At 52.8% G+C, this 20033-nt stretch carries 19 protein-coding genes; 12 read left to right on the top strand and 7 right to left on the bottom strand.

Going from position 1 to position 20033, the window contains the following annotated elements; genetic code table 11:
- A partial coding sequence (locus tag RT340_RS13705) for an MFS transporter (RefSeq protein ID WP_313376537.1) occupies positions 1–646 on the top strand: 646 nt, incomplete at its 5' end.
- Positions 647–681: 35 nt separating this feature from the next.
- On the opposite strand, the gene RT340_RS13700 is transcribed toward RT340_RS13705, so the two are convergent.
- Complete coding sequence (locus RT340_RS13700) at positions 682–1575, bottom strand: TIGR01777 family oxidoreductase (RefSeq protein ID WP_097116574.1); 894 nt, start codon at positions 1573–1575, stop codon at positions 682–684.
- Between the two features lie 202 nt (positions 1576–1777).
- Here RT340_RS13700 and yfcF point away from each other — a divergent pair, with 202 nt between their 5' ends.
- Together yfcF and yfcD are read left to right on the top strand one after the other, a co-directional pair.
- A complete protein-coding gene (gene yfcF, locus RT340_RS13695) occupies positions 1778–2419 on the top strand; it encodes a glutathione transferase (protein WP_038645717.1) in 642 nt (213 codons plus the stop codon).
- A 111-nt stretch (positions 2420–2530) separates the two neighbouring features.
- Complete coding sequence (yfcD, locus tag RT340_RS13690) at positions 2531–3076, top strand: NUDIX hydrolase YfcD (RefSeq protein ID WP_034825091.1); 546 nt, start codon at positions 2531–2533, stop codon at positions 3074–3076.
- 46 nt (positions 3077–3122) lie between these two features.
- On the opposite strand, the gene RT340_RS13685 is transcribed toward yfcD, so the two are convergent.
- The 3 genes from RT340_RS13685 to ackA all read right to left on the bottom strand — a co-directional run bounded on the left by RT340_RS13685 (position 3123) and on the right by ackA (position 8296).
- Complete coding sequence (locus RT340_RS13685) at positions 3123–4382, bottom strand: 4-aminobutyrate--2-oxoglutarate transaminase (RefSeq protein WP_211728250.1); 1260 nt, start codon at positions 4380–4382, stop codon at positions 3123–3125.
- Between the two features lie 493 nt (positions 4383–4875).
- On the bottom strand, positions 4876–7020 hold the full coding sequence (gene pta, locus RT340_RS13680) for a phosphate acetyltransferase (protein ID WP_176505707.1): 2145 nt from the start codon (positions 7018–7020) through the stop codon (positions 4876–4878).
- 73 nt (positions 7021–7093) lie between these two features.
- Complete coding sequence (gene ackA / locus RT340_RS13675) at positions 7094–8296, bottom strand: acetate kinase (RefSeq protein WP_097116577.1); 1203 nt, start codon at positions 8294–8296, stop codon at positions 7094–7096.
- 339 nt (positions 8297–8635) lie between these two features.
- Here ackA and yfbV point away from each other — a divergent pair, with 339 nt between their 5' ends.
- From yfbV to RT340_RS13660, 3 genes are all read left to right on the top strand, one after another.
- The gene (yfbV, locus tag RT340_RS13670) at positions 8636–9088 is read left to right on the top strand and encodes a terminus macrodomain insulation protein YfbV (RefSeq protein ID WP_034825085.1); all 453 of its coding nucleotides are present in this window, start codon (positions 8636–8638) and stop codon (positions 9086–9088) included.
- A gap of 150 nt (positions 9089–9238) precedes the next feature.
- On the top strand, positions 9239–9733 hold the full coding sequence (locus RT340_RS13665) for a YfbU family protein (RefSeq protein ID WP_097116578.1): 495 nt from the start codon (positions 9239–9241) through the stop codon (positions 9731–9733).
- Positions 9734–9747: 14 nt separating this feature from the next.
- Complete coding sequence (locus tag RT340_RS13660; protein WP_058961295.1) at positions 9748–10407, top strand: sugar phosphatase; 660 nt, start codon at positions 9748–9750, stop codon at positions 10405–10407.
- Positions 10408–10433: 26 nt separating this feature from the next.
- Here the strand turns inward: RT340_RS13660 and yfbR are convergent, their stop codons facing one another.
- The 3 genes from yfbR to RT340_RS13645 form a co-directional block, all read right to left on the bottom strand.
- A complete protein-coding gene (yfbR, locus tag RT340_RS13655; RefSeq protein WP_034825080.1) occupies positions 10434–11033 on the bottom strand; it encodes a 5'-deoxynucleotidase in 600 nt (199 codons plus the stop codon).
- A gap of 182 nt (positions 11034–11215) precedes the next feature.
- A complete protein-coding gene (locus tag RT340_RS13650; protein ID WP_211728249.1) occupies positions 11216–12433 on the bottom strand; it encodes a pyridoxal phosphate-dependent aminotransferase in 1218 nt (405 codons plus the stop codon).
- A 27-nt stretch (positions 12434–12460) separates the two neighbouring features.
- Positions 12461–12694, bottom strand: a complete 234-nt coding sequence (locus RT340_RS13645; RefSeq protein ID WP_211728248.1) for a hypothetical protein — start codon at positions 12692–12694, stop codon at positions 12461–12463.
- A 704-nt stretch (positions 12695–13398) separates the two neighbouring features.
- Between RT340_RS13645 and lrhA the strand changes: the two genes are divergently transcribed.
- The 6 genes from lrhA (at position 13399) to nuoF (ending at position 19899) form a co-directional block, all read left to right on the top strand.
- Positions 13399–14322, top strand: a complete 924-nt coding sequence (gene lrhA, locus RT340_RS13640; protein WP_034825076.1) for a transcriptional regulator LrhA — start codon at positions 13399–13401, stop codon at positions 14320–14322.
- Positions 14323–14983: 661 nt separating this feature from the next.
- A complete protein-coding gene (locus RT340_RS13635; protein ID WP_034825074.1) occupies positions 14984–15427 on the top strand; it encodes an NADH-quinone oxidoreductase subunit A in 444 nt (147 codons plus the stop codon).
- A gap of 15 nt (positions 15428–15442) precedes the next feature.
- Positions 15443–16123, top strand: a complete 681-nt coding sequence (locus RT340_RS13630) for a NuoB/complex I 20 kDa subunit family protein (protein ID WP_007889318.1) — start codon at positions 15443–15445, stop codon at positions 16121–16123.
- 115 nt (positions 16124–16238) lie between these two features.
- Entirely contained in the window at positions 16239–18038 is a 1800-nt protein-coding gene (gene nuoC / locus RT340_RS13625; RefSeq protein ID WP_097116580.1) for an NADH-quinone oxidoreductase subunit C/D, read from the top strand.
- A 2-nt stretch (positions 18039–18040) separates the two neighbouring features.
- On the top strand, positions 18041–18556 hold the full coding sequence (gene nuoE, locus RT340_RS13620; RefSeq protein WP_058961298.1) for an NADH-quinone oxidoreductase subunit NuoE: 516 nt from the start codon (positions 18041–18043) through the stop codon (positions 18554–18556).
- 2 nt (positions 18557–18558) lie between these two features.
- A complete protein-coding gene (gene nuoF / locus RT340_RS13615) occupies positions 18559–19899 on the top strand; it encodes an NADH-quinone oxidoreductase subunit NuoF (RefSeq protein ID WP_176505727.1) in 1341 nt (446 codons plus the stop codon).
- The last annotated feature ends 134 nt before the right edge of the window (positions 19900–20033 follow it).

Here is a 20033-nt window from a genome sequence, read left to right as displayed (position 1 = left end):
GATGTCGCGGGCCGTGACCATCCTGTTCACGAATCAGCACGTGTTTTATGCCTGCCTGATTCGCATCATCAACACGCTGTCGCTGTTTGGTTTTGCCATCATCATGCCACTGCTGTTTGTCGATCGTCTCGGCTTCACTATCTCTGAATGGCTGCAGATCTGGGCGGTGTTCTTCTTTGTTACCATTTTCACCAACATCTTCTGGGGCATCACCGGTGAGAAGCTAGGCTGGATCCGCCAGGTGCGCTGGTTTGGTTGCCTGGGAATGGCGATTTCCAGTCTGATGTTTTATTACCTGCCGCTGTATGCCGGTCACAACTTCTGGGTGGCGCTGATTCCGGCAGTGATGCTGGGGATCTTTGTGGCGGCATTTGTACCGATGACGGCGGTATTTCCAACGCTGGAACCGCATCATAAAGGTGCCGCCGTCTCGATCTACAACCTGTCGGCGGGCCTGAGCAATTTCGTGGCTCCGGCTATCGCCTCAGTGATGCTGCCGTTCTTTGATATCGTCGGGGTGGTATGGGCTTATACCGCGCTGTATGTGTTTGCGGGGGTGCTGACCTTTATCATTCGCGTGCCGCAGCCGGGACATACGCGTGAAGAGAGGGCGGTGAAATCGCGAGTAGCGGAACAACGCAGCTAAGCGAAAAACGGCGGCTCAGGGCCGCCGTCTGTTTATCAGACCACATCCTGCAGCGCTTCCTGCAAATCATACCAGCGGAAGCCAAAACCCGACTCCTCCAGCCGTTTCGGCAAAACATGCTGCCCACCCAGCACCAGCACGGCAGATTCTCCCATCATCAACTTAATCGCGCTGGCTGGGGTGCGCATAAACGCCGGTCGATGCATCACGTGGCCGAGTGTGGCGGCGAACTGCTCATTGCGCACCGCATAAGGCGCAACCATATTGAACGGTCCGCTCAGGTCGTTATTGTCGATCAGCCAGATTATCGCGTTAACCAGATCGTCAATGTGAATCCACGGCAGATACTGCTTCCCACTGCCAATCGGACCGCCGACGCCAAGTTTGAACGGTAGCTTCATTTTTGCCAGCGCGCCGCCTTCCTCTGCCAGCACTACGCCAGTGCGTAATAAACAAACCCGGGTGCGATCGCTCTGTGCATTAAGTGCCAGCTGTTCCCAACGTGCACACAGGGCATGAGTGAACTCATCGTGACCGGGATCGTCTTCCGTTAATACCAGATCGCCGGTATCACCATAAAAACCGGTCGCGGATCCGGAAATTAAAAAATGCGGTGGGTTGCTGCTGGCGTGGATCAGCGAAACGATTTGCTCGGTGATCTGCCAGCGACTTTCACACAGCCGCTGTTTCTGTTGTTCGGTCCAGCGTTTATCGGCGATCGGCTCGCCCGCCAGATTAATCACGCCATCAATACCGTCGAGATCGGTTTGCTGATTGATACCGGACCAAAGCGAAACGCGAGGATCCAGTTTGTCCCGTGCCGCCGCGACATCTCGGGTGACGACGTTCACCTGATGCCCGAGCAACAGCAGGCGCGGTATCAGATGGCGGCCTATCAAACCTGTGCCACCGGTAATAAGCAGGTGCATGCTGAGCCTCCTTGTAATTTATTTTCTGCTCAGACTGATCATAGAAGAGAAGCGCACGGATAGCGTGACAGCGCTTACGCTAATGAAGAAAAAGGGAAAGTTTGTATTGGTCTTAAGGTCAAAGATCCGACCAGCACACCATTGCCTTAACAAATAAAAATCGGTAAATAGAAAGCACACCTGATGCTTATTGAGGCAGCCGATGAACTATCCATCCATCACCTTGTGGTCCGATGCATCCTTTTTCAGCCCTTACGCCATGTCTGTCTACGTTGCACTCACCGAGAAAGGCATTCCTTTCACCCTGAAGCGCGTGGACTTAGCGCAAAACGCTCAGCTTGATGATGACTACCGCGCGCTGTCGCTGACGTGTCGCGTACCTACGCTGCAGATTGATGATCTGGTGCTCAATGAATCTTCAGCGATTGCTGAATACCTCGAAGAGCGTTTTCCGGCCCCTGAATTTGAGCGTCTCTATCCACGCGATCGTGAAAAGCGTGCGCACGCGCGTGAAGTGCAGGCGTGGTTGCGCAGTGATTTAATGGCGCTGCGTGCTGAGCGTCCGACGGAAGTGCTGTTTGCCGGCGAGCGCTTTGCGCCATTAACCCCGGCAGGCGAGCAGGCGGCAAGCAAATTGATCGCGGCGGTTCAGCGTCTGCTTCCGGATGGACAACAAAACCTGTTTGGTGAATGGTCGATTGCCGACACCGATTTGGCAGTGATGATTAACCGCCTGGCACTGCATGGCGACACGTTACCGGTGAAATTGCAGCATTACGCCGAGTTTCAGTGGCAACGTGCGTCAGTGCAATTGTGGCTGGCCGAATCGGGTAAGTCGCGCTAAGCACGAAGAGCCTTGCGGAGGCGAAAAGAACGCTTTACCTTACCGCTCATTCTAATAAGGCATCGCAAACAGGCGCGTGCTGGGCACGCCGAAAACAGAAAAGGGTTACGGATGGTGGATCAAACGGCAGATAGCGGTATCGAGTGGGTTGATATCGTTAGTGAAGAGAACGAAGTCATTGCGCAGGCCAGCCGTGCGCAGATGCGTGCGCAGAATTTGCGTCATCGTGCGACCTACATCGTGGTGCATGATGGTATGGGCAAAATTCTGGTGCAGCGTCGTACTGAAATCAAAGACTTCATGCCGGGTATGCTCGATGCGACCGCCGGTGGCGTAGTGCAGAGTGGTGAAGACATGCTGGAATCTGCACGCCGTGAAGCGGAAGAAGAGTTAGGGATCGCCGCAGTGCCGTTTGCCGAGCATGGTAAATTCTACTTCGAAGATGAGCACTGCCGCGTCTGGGGTGGATTGTTTAGCTGTGTGTCACATGGCCCATTCGCCATGCAGGAAGAAGAAGTGGATGAAGTGTTCTGGATGACGCCAGAAGAGATCACTGCACGCTGCGATGAATTCACCGACGACTCGCTCAAAGCCGTATCACTGTGGCTGAGCCGCAACAGCGATGCCGCGCGTCGCAAGCAGAGCAGCGAATCCTGATTCCCGCTACGTTCGAACAAGGCGCCCAACGGCGCCTTTGTTGTTTCTAATGCTCACGTAAAATGTCTTTGAGCAGTTGCAGGGCCTTATCAAACTGTGGCTGCGGAATCGTCAGCGGATAAAGAAAACGGATCACATTACTGTGTACGCCACAGGTCAGTAAAATCAGCCCTTGTGCCAGCGCCTGTAACTGAATCGCTTTGGTGATTTCTGCTGATGGTCGGCCTGCGTCATCCTGAAACTCTGCCGCAACCATTGAGCCGTAACCGCGCACCTCAGCAAGGGATGTGCATCCTGCACTCCGCAAAGTGGCACTGAGCTGTTCGCCCAATTGATTAGCGCGTGCGCACAGCTGTTCTTCATCAATAATATCCAGCACGGCATGCGCGGCGGCTATCGCGGGCGGGCTGCCCGCATAAGTGCCACCTAAACCACCCGGCTCAGGGGCATCCATCACTTCGGCACGCCCGGATACGGCCGATAACGGAAACCCGCCCGCCAGACTTTTTGCCATGGTGATCAAATCTGGCTGCACATCGTAATACTCACTGGCGAACAGCTTGCCGGTGCGTGCAAAACCGCTCTGAATCTCATCGGCGATTAACAAAATGCCGTGACGATCGCATAAGGCACGTAAAGCAGATACAAACGCTGGTGGCGCAATATAAAAACCGCCTTCGCCCTGCACGGGTTCGAAAATGATCGCCGCCACCTGCTGTGGGCTGATATCACTGCGGAAAATCGCTTCCAGACTCTCTAATGCCTGATGCACGCTCACGTTGTGCAGCGCATTAGGATACTGGGCGTGAAATACCGAACCGGCAAACGGCCCAAAGCCGGTTTTGTAAGGCACGACTTTGCCCGTCAGTGACATCGTCATATGGGTGCGCCCGTGGAATGCGCCTGTGAACGCAATAATGCCGGGACGCCCGGTCGCCGCGCGGGCAATCTTCACCGCGTTCTCTACCGCTTCTGCACCGCTGGAAAAGAAGGTGGTTTTCACCTCGCCACTAATGGGCACGCGCTGGTTAAGCCGCTCAGCGAGATGAATATAATTCTCGTAAGGGATAACCTGAAACGCGGTATGGGTAAAGCTATCCAGCTGCTGCTGCACGGCCGCCATCACTTTCGGATGACGATGCCCGGTATTCAGCACCGCAATGCCTGCCGCAAAGTCAGTGTATTCACGCCCATTCTGATCCGAAACCGTGGCGTTTTCCGCCTTAACCGCATAGAAATCACACATCACACCCACACCGCGCGGCGTGGCCTTCAATCGACGACGGTGCACATCACTGCTGCTCATCATTCACCTCGCAAGTCACGGGAGCCTGAGATCAGTGTGATCGTCAGGATGTTTTTTTGCCAGTGAACCACTGCGTGAAAGTCGCCACGTTACATTCGCTCTGAATGCGAAGGTGTGCGCCACAAAAGCGATGATGAAGTTTGAAGGGCAGGGAAGAAGAGTATTAACAGAAACGTACGACATAGCCTTTCATGACAAACAGTCAGAATGCTGAGGTGTGCACCTCAAAAGCGATGATCAAGTTTGAAAGACAGGGCAGGCCAGTGCGAAGAGCGAAGCGTCCGCGCCATGGACGGCGCGGCCGATCTGCAGGGATGCGTTAATCCTTCGCGATCGGACTGGCCTTCCCTGTCGTTTGCACCGAGCATTCAGCGACAACTGCACCCAGCCCACAGCAACACCCAGCCTTCACCACCCACCAATCTTAAAGCAAAAAAAAAGAGCACAAGGTTTAACCCTCATGCTCCTTACGTTCAGCAGAAAGAAAAAGGAATTAACCTTCCGCCTGCTTTGACTGAATCGCGGTCAGTGCGATGGTATAAACAATGTCATCCACCAATGCGCCACGTGACAGATCGTTCACTGGCTTGCGCATACCCTGCAGCATCGGCCCGATGGAAATCAGGTCGGCCGAACGCTGAACCGCTTTGTAAGTGGTGTTACCGGTGTTCAGATCCGGGAAGATAAACACGGTCGCACGGCCTGCAACGGCAGAGTTTGGTGCTTTCGACTTCGCCACATCTTCCATAATCGCAGCGTCATACTGCAACGGACCATCGATCACCAGATCAGGACGTTTCTCCTGCGCGATACGCGTCGCTTCGCGTACCTTCTCAACGTCGCTACCCGCACCGGAGTTACCGGTTGAGTAAGAAATCATCGCCACGCGTGGATCGATACCAAAGGCTTTGGCGGAATCCGCAGACTGAATCGCGATCTCTGCCAGCTGTTCTGGATTCGGATCCGGGTTAATCGCGCAGTCACCGTACACCAGCACCTGCTCAGGCAGCAGCATAAAGAACACGGAAGACACCAGTGAACTGTTTGGCGCGGTCTTGATCAACTGCAACGGCGGACGAATGGTATTGGCGGTGGTATGAACAGCACCTGACACCAAACCGTCCACTTCACCGCGCTCCAGCATCATGGTGCCGAGCATCACGTTATCTTCCAGCTGCTCCTGCGCGACCACTTCGGTCATGCCTTTGCTCTTACGCAACTCAACCAAACGCGGCACATAATTCTCGCGCACCACTTCTGGATCGACAATCTCAATGCCCTGGCCCAGCACCACACCCTGAGCGGCAGCGACACGCTGGATCTCATCCGGGTTACCCAACAGTACACAAGATGCAATGCCACGCTCGGCACAAATCGCAGCGGCTTTCACGGTACGCGGCTCGTCGCCTTCTGGCAGCACAATGCGTTTGCCTGCTTTACGTGCCAGCTCGGTCAGTTGATAACGGAAGGCTGGTGGAGACAGACGACGGCTACGTTCGGAAGTCGCAGTGAGTGATTCCACCCAATCGGCATCGATAAAGCTGGCCACATACTCCTGCACCTTCTCAATGCGCTGGGTATCATCTGCAGGCACTTCCAGATTAAAGCTCTGCAGGCTCAGTGAGGTCTGCCAGGTATTGGTTTTCACCATAAAAACCGGCAGGCCCGTCTGGAAGGCACGTTCACACAGACGCGCAATCGGTGCTTCAATCTGATAACCACCGGTCAGCAACACGGCACCGATCTCAATACCGTTCATGGCGGCGAGACAAGCTGCAACCAGCACGTCTGGACGATCGGCCGATGTCACCAGCAGTGAACCCGGACGGAAGTGCTCCAGCATATGCGGAATGCTACGTGCGCAGAACGTCACCGATTTCACGCGGCGGGTCTGGATCTCACCTTCGTTAATGATCTCTGCATTCAGATGGCGGCACATATCGATGGCACGCGTCGCGATCAGATCGAAACTCCAGGGTACACAGCCCAGAATCGGCAATGGGCTGTTAGCAAACAGCTGCTTAGGATCGATATTGGCAATATTTGCTTTCGTCGAATCATCGAAAATTTCAGACAGGTCAGGGCGCGTACGACCCTGCTCATCCACTGGCGCATTCAGTTTATTAATGATCACGCCGGTGATGTTTTTGTTCTTACTGCCGCCAAAGCTGCTTTGCGTTAATTCAATGCGCTCTTTCAATTGCGCAGGCGAATCATTGCCCAGCGCCGTCACAAACACGATTTCCGCATTCAGGGTTTTTGCGATTTCATAGTTCAGTGAAGAGGCAAACTGATGCTTGCGGGTTGGCACCAGTCCTTCAACCAACACCACTTCCGCGTCTTGCGCATTAGCGTGGTAGTTAGCGATGATCTCTTCCATCAACACGTCTTGCTGGTTCGAACCCAGCAGTGACTCAACGCGTGACATCTGCAGCGGTTCAGCGGCAGGGATCGCGGAGTTCTTACGAATGATGGTGGTGGTCTGATCGGGCGCATCGCCGCCCGCACGTGGCTGGGCAATCGGCTTGAACACGCTCAGGCGAACGCCTTTGCGCTCCATGGCACGAATCACGCCGAGGCTGACGCTGGTCAGGCCGACGCTGGTGCCGGTAGGGATGAGCATGATTGTACGTGACACTATAAAAACCTCTCAGGTGTTGCAGACTAGCCAAAACAACTCCGTCAGCCTGAGCTGACGGAGAGAAGTGTATTTAGGCGGTCAGACGCGCGGCGTCCTGGGCGATAACCAACTCTTCGTTGGTTGGGATCACCACGGCCGGGCGGGTGCCCTCTTTGTTGATAAAGCCAGACTTACCGAAGCGGGCCGCGAGGTTACGCTCGTGATCCACTTCAAAGCCCAGAAGACCCAGTTTCGCCAGCGCCAGCTCACGCACCATCGCCGCGTTCTCACCGATACCACCGGTGAACACCACGGCATCCAGACGACCTTCCATCAGCGCGGTGTAGCTGCCGATGTATTTCGCCAGACGATGGCAGAACACGTCCATCGCACGCTTGGCATCTTCTTTGGTCGCGTAGTTGTCTTCAACATAGCGGCAGTCACTGGTGACTTCGGTCAGACCCAGCAGACCAGACTCTTTGGTCAGCAGTTTATTGATCGCATCCACGCTCATACCGAGGGTGTCATGCAGGAAGAACACGATAGCCGGGTCGATATCACCACTGCGGGTGCCCATCACCAGACCTTCCAGCGGTGTCAGACCCATAGAAGTATCGACGCACTGGCCGTTACGGATAGCAGAGACTGAACCGCCGTTGCCGAGGTGGCAAGTAATGATATTCAGTTCATTAACTGGCTTGTTCAGCATTTTGGCGGCTTCCTGCGTCACATAGTAGTGGCTGGTGCCGTGTGCGCCGTAGCGACGAACGCCGTGCTCTTTGTACAGTTTGTACGGCAGAGCATAAAGATATGACTCTTCCGGCATAGTCTGATGGAATGCCGTATCAAAAACCGCCACATTCTTATCTGACAGATGAGGGAAGTTCTTCAGTGCTTCGTCGATACCGATCAGATGCGCCGGGTTATGCAGCGGAGCAAAAGAGGAAGCATCTTTAATGCCCTGAATCACCGATTCATCGATGATCACCGATTGAGTCAGCTGCTCGCCGCCGTGAACGATACGATGGCCGATTGCAGCGATTTGTGCCGAAAGCTCTGGTTTTTGTGCCAGAATAGTTTTAACAATAAAGTTCAGCGCTTCACTGTGCGCTGCACCTGCGCCGAGAGGCGCTTCTTGTTTGCTGCCTTCCAGTTTCCATTTGATACGCGCTTCAGGTAAATGGAAACACTCCGCCAGACCTGACAGATATTCGTCACCGGTGGCTGGATTGAGGATGGCAAACTTAAGTGAAGAGCTGCCGCAGTTCAGAACCAGTACTAACTTCGTTGACATGGAAGTACCTATTGATTAAAGAGTGGCTAAAAATAACGCAATCAGACTAACAGCGTAGCCCATGAATGCTGGTAGATTAATGATTAACATCATGCGGTAGTCAAAAAGAGACCGACATGCAAAAAAATTTCGGTAATTTTACGCAGATTTTTGAAATCTGCTTAGCGAAACATGGCTCTGAACCGCTCTTTTATTGAGCTGAAGCTTCCGGTAATGTTGCTAAAACGGCGTCAGAATACCCACTGTCACCCGCAAAGACAAAATCTTTTGAAGGATGTCACGTAAAGTTGTGTAGTTATCATTATATTTTAATCGTTGCAGAATTAGTTGAGGTCTATCATGGCGAATGACACAAGCAATCCCGGCTGGTTTGGTTTATTCCAGAACGGTCAGCGTTACATGAAGACCTGGCCAGCCGATAAGCGACTGGCCCCCATGTTCCCGGAAAACCGCGTGGTGACGGCAACGCGTTTTGCCATCCGCTTTATGCCCCCGCTGGCGATATTCACCCTGACGTGGCAAATCGCCATGGGCGGACAGTTGGGACCGGCGATTGCCACCGCACTGTTTGCCTGCAGTCTGCCGATGCAGGGATTGTGGTGGCTGGGTAAGCGCTCCATCACGCCATTGCCGCCGACGTTGCTGCACTGGTTCCACGAAGTGCGCGCAAAACTGGAAGAAGCGGGACAAGCGATTGCCCCTGTTGATGGTAAACCGACTTATCAGGCGCTGGCCGATGTGCTGAAGCGCGCCTTCAAACAACTCGACCGTACCTTCCTCGACGATCTTTGATCGATCATCCCCTTTTACTGCCAGAGAATGTGTGCAGTAACCGGGTTTAAATCAAAGAAAAGTGATGCGGGCAAACACGCATCGCTTTCCTTGTGTAATCATTTATCCATTGTTAAATCTTAAGCGGCCGTGATGGCCCGGGAGCGAACCGTGGAAATGACCCATGCACAACGACTGATCCTCTCCAATCAATACAAAATGATGGCGATGCTTGAGCCGGAAAATGCGGAGCGCTATCGCCGCTACCAGACCATCATCGAACGGGGCTACGGCCTGCAATTGCGCGAACTCGACAAAGAGTTTGGCGAGCTAACGGAAGCCACCTGCCGCCAACTCATCGATATTATGGAAATGCACCATGCGCTGCATGTCTCCTGGTCGAACCTGAAAGAAGCCAATAATATCGAAGAGCGCCGTCTGGCGTTTCTCGGCTTTGATGCGGCCACCGAGGCGCGCTATCTCGGCTATGTGCGCTTTATGGTGAACGTCGAAGGACGCTACACCCATTTTGATTCTGGAACTCACGGCTTCAATGCTCAGACGCCGATGTGGGAAAAATACCAACGTATGCTGGCGGTGTGGCACACTTGTCCGCGTCAGTATCATCTTAGCGCGAACGAAATCGCGCAGATTCTTAATGCCTGAATAAGGAGCAACGCGTGGAGTACAGGGGTTTTCTGTTTGATTTGGACGGTACATTGGTGGATTCGTTGCCTGCGGTGATCCGCGCATGGTCATTGTGGGGCGAGCGCCAGGGTCTTGCGGCGGAAGAAGTCCTGAACTTCATACACGGTAAGCCAGCGATCAATTCACTGCGCCATTTTATGGCAGGCCAGTCTGAAGAGGCGATTCAGGCGGAGTTTATGTGGCTTGAGCGTTTAGAAGCAGAAGATACGCAGGGCGTGCAAGCGATTCCGGGGGCAAAGGCATTGCTCGCCACACTCAACGAACTGCAGATTCCCTGGGCGATAGTGACTTCAGGATCTATCCCGGTGGCTCACGCGCGTCACAAAGCGGCGGGTTTACCGATGCCGGAGGTGTTCATTACCGCAGAAAACATCAAATTGGGTAAACCGAACCCGGAGCCGTATCTGCTGGGTGCTGAACGCCTGGGACTGCCTGCAGCGGAATGCGTTGTGGTTGAAGATGCGCCCGCCGGCATTATTGCCGGGCTGGAGGCGCGCAGTGCAGTGGTTGCTGTTAATGCCCCCACGGATGCCCCGCGCCTGAATGAAGTGACCTGGCAGGTGAAAACACTGGAACCGCTGGTGGTTTCACCTACAGAAAACGGCATGTTTACGCTTTCTGCCAACGTCTGACAGAACGGGCCATAGCGGCCCGTTTTTTATAATGGGGTATCCTGAGAAATTTCATCCAGCGACAGGCTAAAGCTTGGAATGAATATCTCTACAAAGTAATCCATTTCGGGGGAACGACGCTGTGACAATGTTTTCTCCAGACGTGCCTTAGCCAGCAAAAACTCGTTATTTCCTGCTGACAGCTCTTCCAGACATTTCACGTAGGCGCACAGCGCGTCAGCCTGCTTCACCACCGCTTGTTCACTCTCGCTATGCAAATGCTCGTCAATCAACGGACGGTAGGCATCCTGCAATTCCGGCGGCAACATCTCGATCAACTTCTGCTGAGCGATCTTTTCGATCTTTTTGTACTCATGAGCAATTTGCGCGTTGTAATACTTCACCGGCGTGGGTAAATCACCGGTCAGCACTTCACTGGCATCGTGATACAGCGCCAGCATCGCAATACGCTCTGCATTGAGATTGCCGTTAAATTTTTTGTTTTTGATAATGGCCAACGCATGCGCCACCATCGCCACCTGAAGACTGTGTTCAGAGACATTTTCGGTGCGAACGTTGCGCATCAATGGCCAGCGATTAATCAGTTTAAGACGGGAGAGATGAGCAAAAAAGTGGCTACGGGTCATAGACGGTTCCTGTTCTCACGGCGGGGAAGGAGTGCCTTCCCCGAGATGAAAACAGTATATACCCTTCATACTTCGGGTTGCATGTACGTTAGCTGCGTTCACTTACCCTAGTCGCTCACGCAGGTAAGCAACCTGGATTCATTCACTTGCTGCATGCATGCATTGCGGGTCAGTGTGTCAGACTACTGACGATAGCCTTGGAGGAAACGACCAAATTTATTGATCGCCATTTCCAGATCATCAACACGTGGCAAGGTGACGATGCGCACGTGATCCGGCCATGGCCAGTTAAAGGCGGTACCCTGAACCAGTAGCACTTTCTCTTGTAACAGGAAATCCAGCACCATTTTTTGATCATCAAAGACGTTGAATTTCTTGGGATCGATGCGCGGGAACATGTACAAAGCGCCTTGTGGTTTCACGCAGCTGACGCCCGGAATGTCGTTGATCAATTCCCAGGCACGTTGGCGCTGTTCATACAAACGACCACCAGGTGCAATAAACTCGCTGATACTTTGATAGCCACCTAACGCCGTTTGAATCGCATGCTGAGCAGGCACGTTGGCGCACAAACGCATCGACGCCAGCATCTCCAGCCCTTCGATATAGCCCTTAGCGTGTTTCTTCGGACCGTTTAACACCATCCAACCCTGACGGAATCCCGCAACACGGTAGGTTTTAGACAGACCATTAAAGGTCACGGTCAGCAGATCCGGCGCCAGTGCCGCAATCGAATGGTGCTGTGACTCGTCATACAAAATCTTGTCGTAGATTTCGTCAGCGAAAATGATCAGGTTGTGCTGACGCGCAATCTCCACCACTTCCATCAGCAGTTCTTTGCTGTACACCGCACCCGTTGGGTTGTTCGGGTTAATGATGACGATGCCACGCGTGCGCGGGGTGATCTTACTGCGGATATCGTCCAAATCCGGGAACCAGCCCGCAGACTCATCACACAGATAATGCACAGCTTTACCGCTCGACAGCGACACGGCTGCCGTCCATAACGGATAATCTGGCGCAGGTACCAGCATCTCATCACCACTGTTCAGCAATGCTTGCATCGCCTGCACAATCAGTTCAGAGACACCGTTACCAATGTAGATATCTTCGACGGTAACATCGCGCATATCACGCGCCTGGTAGTGCTGCATAATCGCTTTACGCGCCGAATACAGCCCTTTTGAATCACAATAGCCTTGCGAACTCGGCAGGTTGCGAATCACATCAACCAGAATTTCATCAGGGGCTTCAAAACCAAACGGGGCAGGGTTGCCGATGTTGAGTTTGAGAACTTTATTACCTTCTTCTTCCAGACGCTTAGCTTCTTTCAGTACCGGGCCACGGATGTCATAACAGACATTTTCCAGCTTGCCGGATTTATCAATTTGAAAATTCATCGTTACCGCCTTAACGGGCAGAGTCCTTTAACCTGCCACCAAAATCAAACCTGCCCAATTTACTCCTCTCACTGTCACAAAAGAAGGGCGGCTTAAGGTTTTGGCGCGTTTGCCAATGATTCCTGTCTTGGGTGGCGTAAAACGCAGTTTGCGAAGGTTAATCTGGTTAATAACTCTATTGTTTGATTTTTTTGTAATATAAAATGCTGGTGGTTTGTGCTGGCACTGTAAAGCCGTTAATCCATGGGTAATGAAGGTCATTAAGAAATTTTTTATTTACATCCTGCAAAAAAAACCATTAGCGACCTGATGAAATAGTTAAAGAAATCTTGTTGGATGTCTAAGAACTAAACAGTGCCGTTGCAGCCATCGCTGGTGCCATTAAATGTCACGCATTCTTAATCAGTTTAAGGTGGCAGCATGAAGCGCTGCGAAGTGACCTATTCTGATAACAGCAGCAGGTTAAATAGCATTTACACTGTAACTTTAACGCGGCTGCAGCAGTTTAAGAACCTGGGGGGTTAAAAAATGAGCGCTGTTGTGGCAGGATGTGGCGGAAAAGGGATTTGGTCAAAAAATGCGATGATTTGATCGAAAACATTTCCCTTTAAAGCGTAAAAATGATTAAGTATAATTTATTATTTGATGCACTTTATCGCTTCGCATCAGCATAACATGATGTTATCTCTTTTTGACCCGCAGGCCGTTTTCGCGGGAAACTAGACAACTACGCAGCTTCCAGCATCTGTGCGACATACGTCTTCGTACCCGAAGTTGTTCTGTCTTATTTGACGGCACTCCTCTGAATACAGAGTGACGTATCCGTCGGCATCCGCCTGACACGATTTTTCCATGACAGCTCCACACAGGGCTGTCATTAAGCACCATTACCTCTTATCTATTTGATAAGTAGGGTAATACACCAGGGTAGTAGTTTTAAAAAATCTTATAAGTGAAGAAAAAACATGACTAATGCAAATCGTCCGATACTGAATCTCGACCTCGATCTGCTGCGTACTTTTGTTGCTGTTGCTGACTTGAATACTTTTGCGGCGGCGGCTGCAGCAGTGTGCAGAACGCAATCCGCAGTAAGTCAGCAGATGCAACGTCTGGAACAATTGGTAGGTAAAGAGCTGTTTGCCAGACATGGACGTAATAAACTGTTGACGGAGCATGGCATCCAGTTGCTAGGCTACGCCAGAAAGATCCTTCGTTTCAATGACGAAGCGTGCACCTCTTTAATGTACAGCAACATCCAGGGCGTACTGACCATCGGCGCCTCCGATGACACTTCCGATACCATTCTGCCGTTCCTGCTTAACCGCGTAACGTCGGTCTATCCGAAGCTGGCCATTGATGTGCGCGTCAAACGCAACCCGTTCATGATGGAAATGCTGAATCAGGGTGAGGTTGATCTGGTTGTCACCACGTCCAGTCCTGGTAATTTCACCCATCAGGTCCTGCGTACTTCTCCGACGCTTTGGTACTGTGCTGCGGATTACATCTTCCAGCGCGGCGAAGCCATTCCACTGGTGCTGCTGGATGAGCCAAGTCCGTACCGTGACATGGCTATCGATCACCTGAATGAAGCGGGCATCCCATGGCGCATTTCCTATGTTGCATCAACGCTGGCAGCAGTGCGTGCGGCAGTGAAAGCGGGTCTGGGTGTCACAGCACGCCCGGTTGAGATGATGAGCCCAGAGCTGCGTGTAATGGGTGCGGCTGAAGGGCTGCCGGTATTGCCCGATACTCAGTACCTGCTGTGCCGTAACCCAGACAGTGATAACGAGTTGGCGCTGGCGATCTTCAACGCGATGCAGTCCACCAACGATCCTTACAATCTGACGGCAAATCCAGATGGCACCCTGCTGCTGGATGACGAAGAGTAAGGTCAACAATAGCGGGTTATTCCTTCACGTTGGAATACCGTTTAATTGTTAAAACTTATCAAAATGAGCCTTAGACTGATAAACATCAGCTAAGGCTTTTTTTATGCATTTTAATTCACGCTTTCTAACGCGATTCACCACCAATAATTTTCTTCTCTTCCTGAAAAATGGAAATTGTTCCATTTTTGCTCAAAGTGGAACTTCTTTATCATTCCGTGCCATCTTTCCCTGGGCATTTGCCTGTACCGATCGCCGATTTTTACAGCAAAAAACACCATTATGTGTTCTGGATCAAAAAAATACCCCCTATAAGGGGGGGGGAAATCCCTGTAAGACCTGTCAAAATATGATTGTTAAATGCACGATCCATGCATGTGAATACCCGCTACACTGAAATTAACCTCACAAACTGAAGCGATTTAGCTGGTATGATGGGGTTCATTTGTTAATAATATGCTACGGGTGTTAATTAATGTTTGGATGCTTTTGTCAAAGTTGACAAAAGGTTATAGAAAGGAGTAAAAAACCCCATAAAATTGCTGCTTATTTGATAATGACAGCATAGTTTACAAGGTTTTTTATCCTTCCCTTGAATTCATGTGGTGTGTTTGCTGCAACAGTGCAGGATGCCAGCGCCACTTTTGATGAGTAAGCAAAGAGTATGTCGACAACCACAGAAGTGATCGCTCATCACTGGGCGTTTATTGTTTTTATTGTTATTGCATTTGGCCTGTGTGCCTTCATGTTGACCGGCGGTTGGTTGTTAGGTGGTCGTGCGCGGGCGCGCCATAAAGACACCCCGTTTGAATCGGGTATCGAATCCGTCGGTGATACCCATATTCGCCTCTCCGCTAAATTCTATCTGGTTGCGATGTTCTTCGTTATTTTCGACGTCGAAGCCCTCTATTTATACGCCTGGTCGACTTCAATCCGTGAGAGCGGATGGGTCGGCTTTGTCGAAGCCGCAATTTTCATTTTGGTGCTATTGGCAGGCCTGGTTTATCTGGTGCGCATCGGTGCACTGGATTGGGCTCCTGCGCGTCGTCGCGTAGTGGTCAAATCAATTCCGGTCAGTCACAACCACACCAACCCTCATAAGCAGTAAAAGCGAGGCAATAAGATGGACTACACGCTGACACGCGTAGACCCGAACGGCGGCGGTGATAACGATCGCTATCCGCTGCAGAAACAGGAGATTGTTACCGATCCTCTGGAGCAGCACGTTCATCGCAGCGTCTATATGGGCAAGCTCGAGCATGCCCTGCATGACATGGTGAACTGGGGTCGTAAAAACTCTCTCTGGCCGTACAATTTCGGTCTTTCCTGTTGCTACGTGGAAATGACCACGTCATTCACTGCGGTGCATGACGTGGCGCGTTTTGGTGCGGAAGTCATGCGCGCCTCCCCACGTCAGGCTGACTTTATGGTGATCGCCGGTACGCCGTTTACCAAAATGGCGCCGGTTATTCAGCGTTTGTATGACCAGATGCTGGAACCGAAATGGGTGATCTCCATGGGTGCTTGTGCAAACTCGGGCGGCATGTACGACATCTATTCTGTGGTGCAAGGCGTGGATAAATTCCTGCCGGTTGACGTGTACATTCCGGGCTGCCCACCGCGTCCTGAAGCTTACATGCAAGCGCTGCTGCTGCTGCGTGAGTCGATTGGTAAAGAGCGCCGTCCACTGTCGTGGGTGGTGGGTGATCAGGGCGTTTATCGCGCCAATATGCAGCCAGAGCGTGAGAGAAAACGCGGCGAGCGTATTGCCGTCACTAACCTGAGAACGCCAGACGAAGTCTAAGCTTCCCGTACACGGATGGCACAACGGCCGCAGCAGAACATCACAATTTAATGCGCGCCGCCATCCTGACGCCTTCTTTTAGCGCCTGATTACAGGCCGGAATGGTGAGTAACGTATGACAGATTTAACCACGCAAGATCTCGCTCAGCCTGCATGGCAAACCCGCGACCATCTGGATGATCCAGTGGTCGGCGAGCTGCGTAACCGTTTTGGGCCGGATGCCTTTACCGTTCAGGCCACCCGCACCGGTATTCCGGTCGTCTGGGTGAAACGTGAACAGTTACTGGAAATTGTCGAATTCCTGCGTAAGCTGCCAAAGCCGTACGTCATGCTGTATGACTTACACGGTTTCGATGAGCGTTTGCGCACCCACCGCGCCGGTCTACCCGCCGCGGATTTTTCCGTTTTCTATCACCTGCTGTCGATTGAACGCAACCGCGACATCATGCTCAAGGTGGCGCTGTCTGAAAACGATCTGAATGTGCCCACCATCACCAAAATCTTCGCCAATGCCAACTGGTATGAGCGCGAGACCTGGGAGATGTTTGGTATCACCTTTAATGGTCACCCGCACCTGACGCGCATCATGATGCCGCAGACCTGGGAAGGCCATCCGCTGCGTAAAGATTACCCGGCGCGTGCCACTGAGTTCGACCCGTTCGAACTGACCAAACAGAAAGAAGATCTGGAAATGGAGGCGCTGACCTTCAAGCCTGAAGACTGGGGCATGAAGCGTAGCACCACCAATGAGGATTTCATGTTCCTCAACCTGGGTCCTAACCACCCGTCCGCGCACGGTGCCTTCCGTATCATTCTGCAGTTGGATGGCGAAGAGATCGTCGACTGCGTGCCGGATGTCGGCTACCACCATCGTGGTGCTGAGAAGATGGGCGAGCGCCAATCCTGGCACAGCTACATTCCGTACACCGACCGTATCGAATATCTCGGCGGCTGCGTGAACGAGATGCCTTACGTGCTGGCGGTGGAAAAATTAGCCGGCATCACCGTGCCGGATCGCGTCAACGTGATCCGCGTGATGCTGTCAGAGCTGTTCCGTATAAACAGTCACTTGCTGTACATCTCCACCTTTATACAGGACGTGGGCGCCATGACGCCGGTGTTCTTCGCCTTCACCGACCGTCAGAAAATTTATGACGTGGTTGAAGCAATTACCGGTTTCCGTATGCACCCAGCCTGGTTCCGCATCGGCGGCGTGGCGCACGATCTGCCGAAAGGGTGGGAGCGTCTGCTGCGTGAGTTCCTCGACTGGATGCCGAAGCGTCTGAAAGAGTATGACAAAGCCGCACTGCGTAACACCGTGCTGATGGGCCGTTCGCAAGGCGTTGCGGCGTACAACATGGATGAAGCGCTGGCGTGGGGTACCACCGGTGCTGGCCTGCGTGCCACCGGCCTCGACTTTGATGTGCGTAAATGGCGTCCGTATTCAGGCTACGAAAACTTCGACTTTGAGATCCCGGTTGGCGCTGGCATCAGTGATGCTTACACCCGCGTTCAGCTCAAAATGGAAGAGATGTGGCAGTCACTGCGCATTCTGGAACAGTGCCTGAAAAACATGCCGGAAGGCCCGTTCAAAGCGGATCACCCGCTGACCACGCCGCCACCAAAAGAGCGCACGCTGCAACATATCGAAACCCTGATCACGCACTTCCTGCAGGTTTCCTGGGGCCCGGTCATGCCGGCCAACGAATCCTTCCAGATGATTGAAGCGACTAAAGGGATCAACAGCTACTACCTGACCAGCGATGGCAGCACCATGAGCTACCGCACCCGTGTGCGTACGCCAAGCTTCCCGCACCTGCAGCAGATCCCATCGGTGATCCGCGGCAGCCTGGTATCCGACTTGATCGTATACCTCGGTAGTATCGATTTTGTTATGTCAGACGTGGACCGCTAATTATGCACGATCAAAAAATTGCCATTCACACTATCGACCCTGATGAGGTCTTTGTGCTGAGCGAGACCGAGCACCACGCTATTGAGCACGAAAAACACCATTACGAAGATGCACGCGCCGCCTCAATTGAAGCGTTGAAGATCGTGCAGAAGCAGCGTGGATGGGTGCCAGATGGTGCCATCAATGCCATTGCTGAAGTGTTGGGCATTCCAGCCAGTGACGTAGAAGGTGTGGCGACGTTTTACAGCCAGATCTACCGCACGCCGGTTGGCCGTCACGTCATTCGTTATTGCGACAGCGTGGTGTGCCACATCACCGGTTTCCAGGGCATTCAGGCTGCGCTTGAGCAGAATCTGAATATCAAGCCGGGCCAGACCACAGCCGATGGCCGCTTTACCCTGCTGCCAACCTGCTGCCTGGGCAACTGTGACAAAGGCCCAACCATGATGGTGGATGAAGATACCCATGTTCATCTGACCCCGGAAGGCATCGCCAATCTGCTGGAGCAGTATCAATGACCATTAAACAGATCATTCGTACTGCGGAAACGCATCCACTCACCTGGCGTCTGCGCGACGACAAGCAGCCGGTGTGGATCGATGAATATCGCAGTAAAAACGGTTATGTCGGCGCTGATAAAGCACTGAAAGGCATGAGCCAGGACGAAATCGTTGCGGCAGTGAAAGACTCCGGTCTAAAAGGTCGCGGTGGCGCAGGCTTTAATACCGGCCTGAAGTGGAGTCTGATGCCGAAAGACGAATCCATGAACATCCGTTACCTGCTGTGTAACGCCGATGAAATGGAGCCGGGCACCTATAAAGACCGCCTGCTGATGGAGCAAATGCCGCACCAGTTGGTGGAAGGTATGCTGATCAGTGCGTTCGCCCTGAAAGCCTATCGTGGCTACATCTTCTTACGTGGCGAGTACATCGAAGCGGCCGTGCATCTGCGCCGTGCGATTGCCGAAGCCACCGAAGCGGGATACCTCGGTAAAAACATCCTCGGTACCGGTTTCGATTTTGAACTGATCGTGCACACCGGCGCGGGACGTTACATCTGTGGTGAAGAGACCGCGCTGATCAACTCACTGGAAGGTCGTCGTGCGAACCCGCGTTCTAAGCCACCGTTCCCGGCGAGTGCGGGCGTGTGGGGCAAGCCAACCTGCGTCAACAACGTGGAAACCTTGTCCAACGTCCCAGCCATCTTCCTCAACGGCGTTGACTGGTACAAGAACATCTCTACCAGCGAAGACACCGGTACCAAAATGATGGGCTTCTCAGGCCGCGTGAAAAATCCAGGCGTGTGGGAACTGCCGTTTGGCACGACCGCGCGTGAGATTCTGGAAGATTATGCCGGTGGCATGCGCGATGGCCTGAAATTTAAAGCCTGGCAGCCAGGCGGTGCGGGTACGGATTTCCTGACCGATCAACACCTTGATCTGCCAATGGAATTTGCCAGCATCGGTAAAGCCGGCAGCCGTTTAGGCACGGCATTGGCGATGGCGGTCGATCATGAAATTGGCATGGTTTCGCTGGTGCGTAATCTGGAAGAATTCTTTGCGCGCGAGTCCTGTGGCTGGTGTACGCCATGCCGTGATGGCTTGCCATGGAGCGTGAAGATCTTGCGTGCGCTGGAGCAGAAAAAAGGCCAGCCGGGTGACATCGAAACCCTGCTGCAACTCTGTCGCCAACTCGGCCCAGGGAAAACCTTCTGTGCCCACGCACCGGGTGCCGTTGAGCCATTGCAGAGCGCGATTAAATATTTCCGTGAAGAGTTTGAAGCCGGCATTGCGCCGCAGGTGTTTGGCAATACCCGATCGATCGGTGGTATTCAGCCCAACCTGCTGAAAGCGCGCTGGTAATCAGCCGCCGTACACGGAATTCACCCTACGCCGACACGGCGCGGGGGACAGAATTAGATGTTTAACGCTCGTCTTAGGGCGAGCCTTACGGAAGCATGTTCACTATGGCTACAATCCATGTAGACGGTAAAGAA

This window comes from Pantoea sp. CTOTU50773 (assembly GCF_032082325.1).
In the GTDB taxonomy this organism is placed as follows: domain Bacteria; phylum Pseudomonadota; class Gammaproteobacteria; order Enterobacterales; family Enterobacteriaceae; genus Pantoea; species Pantoea communis.
The sequence above is the reverse complement of the archived record's forward strand: the minus strand, read 5'-3'. Positions and strand labels throughout refer to the sequence as shown.

Excerpts from the sequence above, each read along its gene's own strand:
- RT340_RS13700 (WP_097116574.1), bottom strand. The coding sequence starts at position 1,575 with ATGCACCTGCTTATTACCGGTGGCACAGGTTTGATAGGCCGCCATCTG.
- yfcF (WP_038645717.1), top strand. The coding sequence starts at position 1,778 with ATGAACTATCCATCCATCACCTTGTGGTCCGATGCATCCTTTTTCAGC.
- yfcD (WP_034825091.1), top strand. The coding sequence starts at position 2,531 with ATGGTGGATCAAACGGCAGATAGCGGTATCGAGTGGGTTGATATCGTT.
- RT340_RS13685 (WP_211728250.1), bottom strand. The coding sequence starts at position 4,382 with ATGAGCAGCAGTGATGTGCACCGTCGTCGATTGAAGGCCACGCCGCGC.
- ackA (WP_097116577.1), bottom strand. The coding sequence starts at position 8,296 with ATGTCAACGAAGTTAGTACTGGTTCTGAACTGCGGCAGCTCTTCACTT.
- yfbV (WP_034825085.1), top strand. The coding sequence starts at position 8,636 with ATGGCGAATGACACAAGCAATCCCGGCTGGTTTGGTTTATTCCAGAAC.
- yfbR (WP_034825080.1), bottom strand. The coding sequence starts at position 11,033 with ATGACCCGTAGCCACTTTTTTGCTCATCTCTCCCGTCTTAAACTGATT.
- RT340_RS13650 (WP_211728249.1), bottom strand. The coding sequence starts at position 12,433 with ATGAATTTTCAAATTGATAAATCCGGCAAGCTGGAAAATGTCTGTTAT.
- RT340_RS13645 (WP_211728248.1), bottom strand. The coding sequence starts at position 12,694 with ATGACCTTCATTACCCATGGATTAACGGCTTTACAGTGCCAGCACAAA.
- lrhA (WP_034825076.1), top strand. The coding sequence starts at position 13,399 with ATGACTAATGCAAATCGTCCGATACTGAATCTCGACCTCGATCTGCTG.
- RT340_RS13635 (WP_034825074.1), top strand. The coding sequence starts at position 14,984 with ATGTCGACAACCACAGAAGTGATCGCTCATCACTGGGCGTTTATTGTT.
- RT340_RS13630 (WP_007889318.1), top strand. The coding sequence starts at position 15,443 with ATGGACTACACGCTGACACGCGTAGACCCGAACGGCGGCGGTGATAAC.
- nuoC (WP_097116580.1), top strand. The coding sequence starts at position 16,239 with ATGACAGATTTAACCACGCAAGATCTCGCTCAGCCTGCATGGCAAACC.
- nuoE (WP_058961298.1), top strand. The coding sequence starts at position 18,041 with ATGCACGATCAAAAAATTGCCATTCACACTATCGACCCTGATGAGGTC.